The organism is Candidatus Enterococcus leclercqii (assembly GCF_009933135.1).
Lineage (GTDB): Bacteria > Bacillota > Bacilli > Lactobacillales > Enterococcaceae > Enterococcus_C > Enterococcus_C leclercqii.
In genome coordinates this window covers 223,608-233,529 of sequence record NZ_MAEH01000021.1, presented here as the reverse complement: position 1 = coordinate 233,529, position 9,922 = coordinate 223,608, and the positions used below count along the sequence as shown (strand labels likewise).

General features: G+C 42.5%; 11 protein-coding genes. 10 read left to right on the top strand and 1 reads right to left on the bottom strand.

The features are described from left to right. The 10 genes from BAU14_RS14085 to BAU14_RS14040 form a co-directional block, all read left to right on the top strand. On the top strand, positions 1-328 hold a 328-nt coding region (locus BAU14_RS14085; RefSeq protein ID WP_161900738.1), incomplete at its 5' end, for an LPXTG cell wall anchor domain-containing protein. 128 nt (positions 329-456) lie between these two features. Then, a complete protein-coding gene (locus tag BAU14_RS14080) occupies positions 457-2,127 on the top strand; it encodes a hypothetical protein (RefSeq protein ID WP_161900737.1) in 1,671 nt (556 codons plus the stop codon). A gap of 1 nt (position 2,128) precedes the next feature. Then, complete coding sequence (locus BAU14_RS14075; protein WP_161900736.1) at positions 2,129-2,374, top strand: hypothetical protein; 246 nt, start codon at positions 2,129-2,131, stop codon at positions 2,372-2,374. A gap of 55 nt (positions 2,375-2,429) precedes the next feature. Next, a complete protein-coding gene (locus BAU14_RS14070; protein WP_161900735.1) occupies positions 2,430-3,776 on the top strand; it encodes an adhesive domain-containing protein in 1,347 nt (448 codons plus the stop codon). Between the two features lie 13 nt (positions 3,777-3,789). After that, a complete protein-coding gene (locus BAU14_RS14065) occupies positions 3,790-4,056 on the top strand; it encodes a hypothetical protein (protein ID WP_161900734.1) in 267 nt (88 codons plus the stop codon). Then, complete coding sequence (locus BAU14_RS14060; protein WP_161900733.1) at positions 4,053-4,649, top strand: WxL domain-containing protein; 597 nt, start codon at positions 4,053-4,055, stop codon at positions 4,647-4,649. Before BAU14_RS14065 ends, BAU14_RS14060 begins: the two co-directional genes overlap by 4 nt. 58 nt (positions 4,650-4,707) lie before the next feature. Next, the gene (locus BAU14_RS14055; protein WP_161900732.1) at positions 4,708-5,700 is read left to right on the top strand and encodes a DUF916 domain-containing protein; all 993 of its coding nucleotides are present in this window, start codon (positions 4,708-4,710) and stop codon (positions 5,698-5,700) included. Positions 5,701-5,983: 283 nt separating this feature from the next. Beyond that, positions 5,984-7,243: a glycosyltransferase family 4 protein gene (locus BAU14_RS14050; RefSeq protein WP_161900731.1), complete on the top strand. Its 1,260-nt coding sequence runs from the start codon at positions 5,984-5,986 to the stop codon at positions 7,241-7,243. Positions 7,244-7,415: 172 nt separating this feature from the next. After that, a complete protein-coding gene (locus BAU14_RS14045) occupies positions 7,416-8,279 on the top strand; it encodes an NAD(P)-dependent oxidoreductase (RefSeq protein ID WP_161900730.1) in 864 nt (287 codons plus the stop codon). A gap of 167 nt (positions 8,280-8,446) precedes the next feature. Further along, the gene (locus tag BAU14_RS14040; protein ID WP_161900729.1) at positions 8,447-8,677 is read left to right on the top strand and encodes a YkuJ family protein; all 231 of its coding nucleotides are present in this window, start codon (positions 8,447-8,449) and stop codon (positions 8,675-8,677) included. A gap of 150 nt (positions 8,678-8,827) precedes the next feature. Here the strand turns inward: BAU14_RS14040 and BAU14_RS14035 are convergent, their stop codons facing one another. Then, positions 8,828-9,901: an NAD(P)H-dependent flavin oxidoreductase gene (locus tag BAU14_RS14035; protein ID WP_161900728.1), complete on the bottom strand. Its 1,074-nt coding sequence runs from the start codon at positions 9,899-9,901 to the stop codon at positions 8,828-8,830. Between the last annotated feature and the right edge of the window lie 21 nt (positions 9,902-9,922).

The following is a 9,922-nucleotide window of genomic DNA, read 5'->3' as shown; positions in this document are numbered from 1 at the left end:
CGACGCAGATGGCGATTCTGATGGTGATTCTGACGGCGACGCGGATGGTGACTCCGATGGAGACTCTGACGGTGATTCCGATGGCGACGCGGATGGCGATTCTGACGGCGACGCAGACGGCGACGCGGATGATGATGATCGAATCACTCCGATTAGTCAGCCTAAACCAACTAGTACCTCATCGTTGAAATCACGGTTACCAGTAACCACTTTGCCGAAATCCGGTGCTGAAATCGGTGCGGGCGTGCCGATCTTGGGGGGGTTAATCTCCTTCTTCTCTGGATTGGGACTATGGAAATCAAGAAAGAACAAACGAAATAAAAAATAGCTTTTTCTCGCAGTTAGTGAAAAAGTATCACTGACTGCGAGTCTTAAGATGAAAATTGTAATGAAGCTGGAGGACTATTGTCAAGTAATAGTGAAGATGAATTTAAAAAGATATGAGGAGGAAGAAGGATGATACAAACAGCGGTTAATCCCATTAGTCGGTTGGAAGATATTTTGGCAGGATCAGTCAATATGGAATTGTCACAAACCACTTTGATCCTGAGCTATGGCATGAAAAGTGGTCGCAGTATTGTCAAAGAGTTCTATGGCCGTGACTTTCAGCAGACCTGGCAAAAACTGTCACGTTTTTATCGCCGACTTCCAGAAACAGATTATCTGCGAATCGATCTTATCGTCGAAGAGCATAGGCTGTCCTATCTTGAGTTAATCGATTTGTTGGGGTCAATTAAACGAAATAATTATATCGATTTTGGTCTTCGTTTTGTCGGCCTTAAAAAACGCCTGCTTTTAAAAGAAGAGCTAACGGCAAATGCTGTAATTGTTCCGGATAACAAACATAAAGTGGGTAAAAATAAGCCTAATCTACACATCGATTTTCCTAATTATCGGAACTATATGCAACAAAAATATGGTGATCGAGAATCTTCCCTGAAATATATTGAGACAGCAGCTATCTTTTCGTTCAAAACGAAAGCGTTTTTGCTTGAAAATGACTTGCTATTGCCTTTGAAGGATTATGGGAATGGCAATCATTTTCGAGAAATTGACCTCCTGGATTTTTCACCCCAACTAGATTCAGTGATTGAAAAAGGTGGGAACTATTTGTTGAACCAATTGCAAGCGGATGGCTCTTTTACTTATGGGTACTTCCCGTGTTATGGCAAAATAATTCCTAATTACAATGCAATCCGTCATTTCTCCTCAATCTACGCTTTGCTAGAAACTGGCGAACTGCTGGAAAATCAGAAGATGATACAGCAGGCTTTGCAAGGGCTCGTATGGGGCTTTGATTATCTAGGTATCAACGTAGCAGATCATTTTCTGATTAAAGAGGAAATTAACGGTGTCGTAGAGTATAAACTAGGTGCACAAGCGTTGGCGATTTTAGCAGCGGCTAAGTATACGCAAATCACTGGAGACGAGCGTTTCTTTTCTAAAATGAAAACCTTGACTCAAACTATTGAAAACTTATTTTTAACAGCAGAAGATGAGACAGTTCATGTATTGGATCAGGATTTGGCGATAAAGGAACGATTTCGCATCGTTTACTACGACGGTGAAGCACTCTTTTCGATGCTACGAGCTTATGGACTGATGAAAGATCCGGAAATGTTTGCCCTGTGTCAGCGGTTGATGGATCATTTTGTGGAAAACCGTTACGAACGCTATCACGATCATTGGCTCAGTTATGCAGTCAACGAATTTCTACTGTATGAAGAAAAGGTGGAATACTATCGCTTTGGAGTGGCTAACGCGCTGAATAAAATTGATTTTATGAAGCAAAGAGACACTGCGTATCCTACGATGTTGGAATTGCTAGTTGCAGCAGCTAAGATGATGAAAAAACTTGCAGTTTACGAAAATCGTAACCAAGTCATGACCGACGAAGCCTTTCTTAGAGGACAAGATAAAATCGAAAATGTGATGGAATATCGAGCTTATCATGAATTGGTGACGGGGACAATGTTTCCTGAACTAGCCATGTTTTTCAAAGAACCTATAGCGATTGAATACGGTTTTTTTGCAAGACATGATCGGTTCCGAATGCGAATTGATGATGCTGAGCATTTTCTTTCCGGTTTGATCAACTACCGACAGTTTATGGAAGGAGGCATTTGAGATGTGGGTATTGTATATTCGATTTTTCTCACTACTTTTGCTAGCTTTGTATCTCATCGTAACTCACAAAAAGAATAAGAAGAATAAGACCATGGGCCAACAAGATGAAACCTTCGAGTATAAGAAAAATAAGGATGGACGCTATCCCTGGGAAGTAGACATTGATGATTCCCCAAACAGAATTACAAAAGAAACACCAAAATTTATTGAAAAAGATCGTATTCGTAGAGGGCATTGGCGCAAGTAAAGGGTTGGAAGCGTCGCTTGGTATCGTAAGCTCCGATTGAGAGGAGGGCCTGATAATGGGAAAAGCAAAGAGTTCCTTTTTGAATATTCTCACTGCAGTTTTGACTTTGACGGTTCTTCTTGGAGTTACTAGACAAGTGTTTGCTGAACTTATCTACATTGAATTGTTTGAAAATACAGTTGTAGATAACAATAGCAATACTACCCCAGCAACAGCCTATGGACAGATTGTTGATCAACCAGTGACTTTTCAAATTACAGCTTCCAGCACCATCAATGCCGCCATACTACCAGATGGAGGGAAAAAATACCTGCTTTTATATCTGCCAGAAGAGATGATTGGCCAAGTTGCTTTGGAACCTTTCGAAGTTCAAACCATCGTTTCGGTGCCTGTTAATAATCTTCTGGGAGGATTAAATACGGTAGTAATAGCTTTAATCAACAATCCGCTCTTGGGCATACTGTTTCGGAATAATTTGACAACGGCATTAGCGAATGTGATGTCATTTGAGAACTTTGGTGCTGCGAATTTTATGGTGACAGGTCAATGGTCAACAGATCAACTGGCAGTGGGTGAAATAGATGGGCAACTGGGCCCGCTGTTAGCAAATGATCTAAAGAGCCGATTGAATGCGTTAAAAGCAGTTGTCAATTCGATTCCATTGGGGGCACTTTTATTATCCCCAACACTTAATGCAATTGATAATCTGCTGACGGCTATTGATAGTGGCAGCCTAGTAAGCGAGTTGGCTGAGACCGCGATTTTAGGAAGTACAAGCGCTACGATCCCAACGAGAATGCACGCACCAACGATTTCTCAAGGAGCGTACACCGCAGAGTTTCGTACGGGAATCCTGTGGAGCTCAGCACTTCCAGAAAATGATGTCGCAGCCAAGCTCAAGCTTTCTCCTATCTATTTTGATTTTGGACAGGTAACGTGGCAGGATCAATTACTCCCTGAACAATTAAATTTTGGACGCCACCTCCTGCAGACTAAAGATGCAGAGGAATGGATTGCTACGTTAGATGGTCAGCAACAGTCTATCTGGCAAACTGGCAAGATATTAGTAGAAGATACGACTGTGGGGGAAAATAGTTGGCAACTAAGCGTCCAACAGGTGGGTGAATGGCAAAATGGGGCATCCTTATTACCGGCTCAGTTATTCCTTCATTTTGGGGATTTGATAACAACGCTACCCAGTGAAGTTTTATCGGTGAGTAATGACGAAGTTTTTTTAGAAGCAGGGCTACAGCAAACACTACTGGAAAAGATGTCCAGTCCTTCCAATGGAACAGTTGAACTAGATATTCAGCAGTTTCGTTTGAATATTGCCGCCGATACTTTGAAAGTTACAGGGCAATATCAGACGGAGTTGAATTGGACCCTAACTTATGCACCATAAGGGAGGTGCCACGATGGAAGCATTTGCTGCAGAGACAACAGGTAAAATCAAGTTTTATTATCCCGTGGAAGAGAAGACGCATGAATCAACTGAAGTCATTGTTTCCGAAGAGTCAGAGGAAGTAATGACAAGTAGTGAGACCATTGATGGTACAGTAGAGAATTCCCGTCTTTCTTTTGGGAAGTTTGGAGAAAACAGTGGCCTGGTGTTAGTTGTTTTAGGGATTGTCATATGTGTAATAGCAATCCGAATAAAATTAGGAGGGAGTCGGAGAAAATGAAAAAAAGAGGACTTATTGCTGGGGTGGTACTACTGGGCGCGACATGGCCGGTGGTAGGAACCGCGGCAGAAAAAGATACTGAAGCACTCGTTGAATATGAAGCTGGTTTCTTGGTGTTAAATCCTGATAATCAACTGCCAGATGATCTAAACTTTGGATCACATCCAATTCAAACGGCAAGCGCGGAACAGTGGGTGGCGACCTCAGATGGTGTACAAACCTCGCCGGTAACTACAGGAGCCATCGAAATTAGCGATAATCGTGGCGATGAAAGTGGCTGGATCGTGAAACTCGCTCAAATGGAACAATTTGCAACTGACGATGCCATCGAGTTAGATGATGCGATGCTCTTAATTCAATTTGGTTCCATTACCAACAACTTAGGTTCCGATTTCACCTTTAGTCAGGAAGGGTTGGATGTACCTGTCCCTATTGCGACAGCTATCGATCTGATCGTAGCTGATGAAGGAGAAGGAATTGGAGAGACGTCTCTGGAAATTGATCAGTTTGTATTGGATATTTTGGCTGACACACAAAAGGTACCAGAGCAATATACGACTGAATTAAATTGGACAATTGAGGCTGGCGAGTAGTTCTCTTCATACAATTAACAAACTAGCGAAGCTGAGATCAGAGTAAGGAGATGGGATCATGAGAAAAATAGTGAGCGCTTTGATGCTGTTGATGGTTGTCGGATTATGCCGACCTTATGAAACTTTGGCACAAGAAAATCATACGTTTCAAGTTGTCATTGCCCCTCAATTTAATCATGATCCGCAGACTAAATCTTACTATGATATTACCGCGGCCCCATCAGAAGCACTGGTGCTACCATTTAAGATTGAAAACAGTGGCTCTGTAGAAAGTGAATTTGATATTTCCTTTAACCCTGCTTTAACGAACAGTGCTGGTTCAATTGCTTATTCCGGTGTTGCGGAAAGTAAAATTATAGCAGGTGCTCCTGTCATCACTGAGTATGGGATGCTTTCAGAGGAGAAAATAAAAGTTCCAGCTGGTGAAAGCCAAGTGATTACTTTGCATCTCACCATGCCAAATGAAAAATTCTCTGGAAAATTAGCCGGGGGTATCCGAGTGTCGCAGGTACCCACTGGCGAAGCAACCGGAAATATTCGTCATACATTTTCTCGTGAAATAGCTGTGATTCTTCAAAATGAGATCGCTTCAATCAAGCCGGATCTGCGTTTTTTAAAAGCTGAAATAGGTGGCGAAGCTCGACGAAAATATGTACAAGTCGACATGGAAAACCTGGCACCCGCTTATCTGAGCCGCGGAGAATTAAACTACCGTATTCGCAGAGAGAAAAAGGAAATGGCAGTGGGGACAGTGAATCTCCGGCTTAGTCCTAGCACAGCTTTTGTTTATCATATTCCATTAGGAGAAGAAAGTTTCCCTGCTGGAACCTATGAACTTGACTTATCGGCAACAGATCATAATAGTCAAAAAACGTGGGAAAATACCTTGAGTTTTGAAATAGAGCCAGCTGCTTCCAGGGCTATCAACCAAGTCAATCAGACAAAAGAAGAGCTGCCTTTACTGATAGTAGTGCTGGGAGCAATCATCGTTGTCCTAATCGGGGTGATCATCACAATATTAATGAAGAAGAGAAGGGAGCCGAAAAAATAGCAAGCCCCGGAAGCTGATAGTAAGGCCATTCCCCTGACTTTGTAATAAATAGGGTCTTAACAAAAAGCGCAGTGGTTGCTGCGCTTTTTATTTGTAAAAGAGTAAACAAAAAAGGATAATCAACTGTACATTTCTTTTCTTGTAGCTTCTATTCCAAATAGTAGCTATAGAAATCGGTCTTTGGCATGAGGACGGATCAATTCTGTATGATATAATCGTACATGAAAGCAGGCCAAAGATTTAGCGGCAGCTGCTATGGTCAAAAGAGTTGGAGGAACGAATCGTGAAAATCGGGTTTTTCTCGGATACTTATTTTCCGCAAGTCAGCGGAGTAGCAACTTCGATCCGAACATTAAAAGAGCAGTTGGAAAAGCGGGGGCATGAGGTTTATATTTTTACCACAACAGACCCCAATGCCACTGCGCCAGAAGAAGACATTATCAGGATGCCCAGCGTCCCGTTTATTTCCTTTAAAGATCGGCGAATTGTCGTACGCGGTATGTGGTATGCGTACTTGATTGCCAAAGAGTTGGAGTTGGATTTGATTCACACGCATACGGAGTTTGGTGCAGGTATTTTAGGCAAGATGGTAGGAAAAAAGTTAGGCATTCCGGTGATTCACACTTACCATACGATGTACGAGGATTATCTACATTATATTGCAAATGGTAAAGTGTTGCGGCCGGCCCATGTGAAGTTTTTCTCCAGATTATTTGCCAACCATACGACGGGGGTCGTTTGTCCCAGCGAGCGAGTAATCGATAAACTGCGACAATATGGAGTCGATGCGCCGATGCGGGTGATTCCCACCGGTATCGAGATTGAAAAATTCAAGCGCCCCGATATCACACAGGAAATGCGCACGGCGCTCCGAGATTCGTTAGGGATTGCTCAAGATGAGTTATTGCTGTTGTCATTGAGTCGGATTTCTTATGAAAAAAATATTCAAGCCATCATTTACGGCTTTAAAGAAATAGCTGCCCGCATGCCAGAAACCAGACTCGTAATTGTAGGAAAAGGACCATATAAAGAGGATTTGGAAGAGTTGGTTGTAGAAATCGGCCTTTCTGAAAAGGTGACTTTTGTTGGGGAGGTCCCTAACGATCAGGTTGCTATCTATTATCAAGCAGCAGATTATTTTGTCAGTGCTTCTACTTCCGAAACACAAGGTCTGACCTATACAGAGGCAATGGCAGCTGGCACACAATTAGTCGTAGAAGGCAATGATTATCTAAATAATCTAATCGATGATGAGAGCTTGGGCATTACTTTTGAAAAGGATCAGGATTTTCCCGACTGCTTCGAAAGTTATGTGCAATCTGGTATCAAAAAAGATCATCAGGTGTTGGATAATAAAATGCATGCCATTTCTGCCGACCATTTTGGTGAAGTGATGTTGTCCTTTTATTTCGATATGACAGCTTACTACTATGAGAATTCACTAGCGAAAGAAAACAGCCAAACAATGCAAAAAATTAAAGGCAAGTTGAAACCGACATTAAAACGTGTGGTTCGGAAAAAAGATACGTTGCACAATGAATAGCTTCAGCAAGCAAAAATCACACTTTTCCCGTATACTGGGAGTGTGATTTTTTTGCTGCGAAGGGTAATTGGCGAAACAAAATCAGTAGCAACACCAGAAGATTGAAATTGCTGAGTAGATTTTTTTATTGATTCTTGAAAAGTACTTTTCAAATACAGGAGGTAGGAGTTATATGAAAATCGGGTTTATCGGAATTGGCGTAATGGGCCATTCTATTGCCAACCACTTACTGACGGCTGGGCATGAAGTTTTTGTCTATAATCGAACAAAAAGCAAAGCAGATGCTATCGTTTCGCTGGGAGCGGTGTGGAAAGATACCCCTCAAGAGTTGACAAAAGCAAGTGAAGTAGTGTTTTCCATGGTGGGTTATCCTCAAGATGTCGAGGAAATTTATTATGGAGAAAATGGGATTTTTAAAGCTGATGTGGCTGGAAAAATACTAGTAGATATGACTACCAGTACACCGACATTAGCAGAAAAAATTGCCGAAACTGCTGCTCAAAGAGGCGCAGACTGCATGGATGCGCCGGTTTCTGGAGGAGATTTGGGAGCTAAAAATGCGACACTGACCATCATGTGTGGCGGAACCAAAGAAGTGTTTGACAAATTGGTCCCACTGTTCAAAGTGATTGGTAAAACATATACGCTTCACGGTCCAGCAGGCAAAGGGCAACATACGAAAATGGCCAATCAGATCATGATTGCTGGTACGATGACGGGCATGACAGAGATGTTAGTATACGCTAAAGCTGCCGGTTTGGACCTGCCTAAGGTTATCGAAACGTTGGCCGGAGGAAGCGCCAGCAATTGGTCGATGGAAAATTACGGTCCTCGAATTTTGAGATCAGATTATTCGCCAGGCTTTTTTGTAAAGCATTTTATTAAAGATTTGAAAATCGCGTTAGATGAGGCTGAAAAGCTTGAACTGAATTTACCTTCAACCAAAGCAGCTTGCCAGCTTTATGAACAATTGGCAGCAAAAGGCCATGAAAATGACGGTACGCAGGCTTTGATTAAACTATGGTGGGAACAATAACATTTTGAAATGTTTTAGAGGCGAAAAATTGGCCATGAAGAGTTCTGAAATGGTGTGTTTATGGGCTGTGATTGGATAAAAAAGTTTGATTTTTTTGCGAAAATCGGTGCATGTATAAGGCGCTTCTGATACAATGATACAGGAAACAGAAAGGGAGGCTTTCGTTTATGAAAAGTTCACAACTGGTCGCTATCATCAAACGCTTGGAAGCAATGACCGAAGCGACTGACAACGAGATTCAAGTTCGTCGCTTTGAAAAAGACGGCGTAGAAAAATGCCTAGTGACTTATGACAAAACTACCGAAACATTCGAATTGACCGAATCCGATTCACAACAAAGCTATCAATTCGACAACATCGATATCGTCGCAATGGAGATTTACGACTTGATCCAATAAACGATGGCATCATGAAAAGACAATCAAAAACGCAACAGCTGAACGAAAAAGATTTCGTTTGGCTGTTGCGTTTTTTTATACTTTTGGTGCTGAGGTGACCGATTCCCTGCTAAAACTTACTTTCAGTTTTAGCAGGGAATCGTGAAACTGTTAGAGCGGATCCAGGGTCAATTCGGCCATTAGTTGTGGCACAGTGGTGATTTTGTTTAATCGGTGAACTTGCCCGCCGGCGAAAATCAATCCTTGCTGAGGCTTGTCAGTCACTGCATTTAACAGCATTTCTGAAATGCAGTAAGGGATGGTTTTACGGTCACAGTGGTCTAAGGAAAGACAATTGCGGCATTTAGCAATGGGAATTCGCTCTTCGACTTTTGTTCGTTCAGTAAAGTCGTTATGGAGTGCCCGCCCAGGCATACCAACTGGACTTTTGATAATTTCAATGTCCTTTTGGGAAGCATTCAAGTACATTTTTTTGTAGGACTCTGGTGCATCACATTCCTCTGTAACGACAAAGCGGCTAGCAATCTGCACGCCGCTTGCACCTAGGGCAAGGTAACGATCAATGTCGCTTCGGTCAAACACGCCGCCAGCAAATACGACGGGAATTTTTTGTTGAAATTTCTCTTCGTATACAGCAACTTCGTCAAGGATTTTTGTAAACTCTTCATCCATGACTTCAGGAGCCATGCCGGTATCTTCATATTTGAAGCCTAAGTGTCCTCCGGCTTGCGGACCTTCCACCACAACAAGGTCGGCAGTCCGATCATAGCGTTTGGCCCAAGTGCGCAAAATGACTTTGGCAGCTTTGGCTGAAGAGACAATCGGTGCGATTTTGGTTTTTGCTGTACCTACGAGTTCTGGAAGATGAATGGGCAACCCGGCTCCGGAAATGATCAAATCAGCCCCCACCTCGACACAGCGTTTTACGTAACTTTCATATTTAAAAGTCGCACACATGATATTGAAGCCAACGATGCCGCCAGAACCGGCGATTTCTTTGGCTTTTTGATATTCAGAGGTAATTGCCCGCATATTGGCTTTAAAGGGGGCACGTTCAAATAAGGGATCTTGATAACCAATCTGGGCACAAGAAATGATACCGACGCCGCCAGCTTTGGCAACTGCACCAGCCAATCCAGAAAGGCTGACACCGATGCCCATTCCTCCTTGAATGATAGGGTGAGCGGCGGTGAGATCACCGATTTTTAATTTTGGTAATGGCATAAATTAGACTCCTTTAGGATA

Coding starts and splice junctions, on each gene's coding strand:
- BAU14_RS14060 (WP_161900733.1), top strand. CDS start 4,053: ATGAAAAAAAGAGGACTTATTGCTGGGGTGGTACTACTGGGCGCGACA.
- BAU14_RS14040 (WP_161900729.1), top strand. CDS start 8,447: ATGAAAAGTTCACAACTGGTCGCTATCATCAAACGCTTGGAAGCAATG.
- BAU14_RS14055 (WP_161900732.1), top strand. CDS start 4,708: ATGAGAAAAATAGTGAGCGCTTTGATGCTGTTGATGGTTGTCGGATTA.
- BAU14_RS14080 (WP_161900737.1), top strand. CDS start 457: ATGATACAAACAGCGGTTAATCCCATTAGTCGGTTGGAAGATATTTTG.
- BAU14_RS14035 (WP_161900728.1), bottom strand. CDS start 9,901: ATGCCATTACCAAAATTAAAAATCGGTGATCTCACCGCCGCTCACCCT.
- BAU14_RS14070 (WP_161900735.1), top strand. CDS start 2,430: ATGGGAAAAGCAAAGAGTTCCTTTTTGAATATTCTCACTGCAGTTTTG.
- BAU14_RS14065 (WP_161900734.1), top strand. CDS start 3,790: ATGGAAGCATTTGCTGCAGAGACAACAGGTAAAATCAAGTTTTATTAT.
- BAU14_RS14045 (WP_161900730.1), top strand. CDS start 7,416: ATGAAAATCGGGTTTATCGGAATTGGCGTAATGGGCCATTCTATTGCC.
- BAU14_RS14075 (WP_161900736.1), top strand. CDS start 2,129: ATGTGGGTATTGTATATTCGATTTTTCTCACTACTTTTGCTAGCTTTG.